The sequence below is a fragment of the Salmonella sp. SAL4457 genome (genome assembly GCF_046548235.1).
GTDB lineage: Bacteria > Pseudomonadota > Gammaproteobacteria > Enterobacterales > Enterobacteriaceae > Salmonella > Salmonella enterica.
Genome location: NZ_JBGDZO010001167.1, coordinates 1 through 243, shown reverse-complemented (window position 1 = coordinate 243; position 243 = coordinate 1). Strand labels below are relative to the sequence as shown.

Below are 243 nucleotides of genomic sequence, written 5' to 3'. Positions count from 1 at the left end.
CTTGCTTGGTTTTAAATGGATATTACAAGATTGTTTGCTTTTTCTAGAAGGTCTTCGTCAATCATCGCCCCGGTAACTGCCATTACCAGTGCGAACCCCAGAATGCCTATAGGAGTGGCTGTTGCCGTGGCAAATGCAATACCCACAAGCCAACTGGCGGCCGCACCAGCAGCTAGTGTTTCAATTTTTACAAAGAATGGTTTCCAGTCCCCGGTTTCCGTAGATATCTTGAACTCTTGGTAC

Annotated in this window: 1 protein-coding gene; it reads right to left on the bottom strand. The window is 46.5% G+C overall.

The window, feature by feature from the left end:
* Positions 1-11: 11 nt before the first annotated feature.
* Positions 12-243 (bottom strand): colicin-like pore-forming protein (locus ACLJNW_RS27850; protein WP_410961825.1); only part of this gene is annotated, 232 nt, incomplete at its 5' end.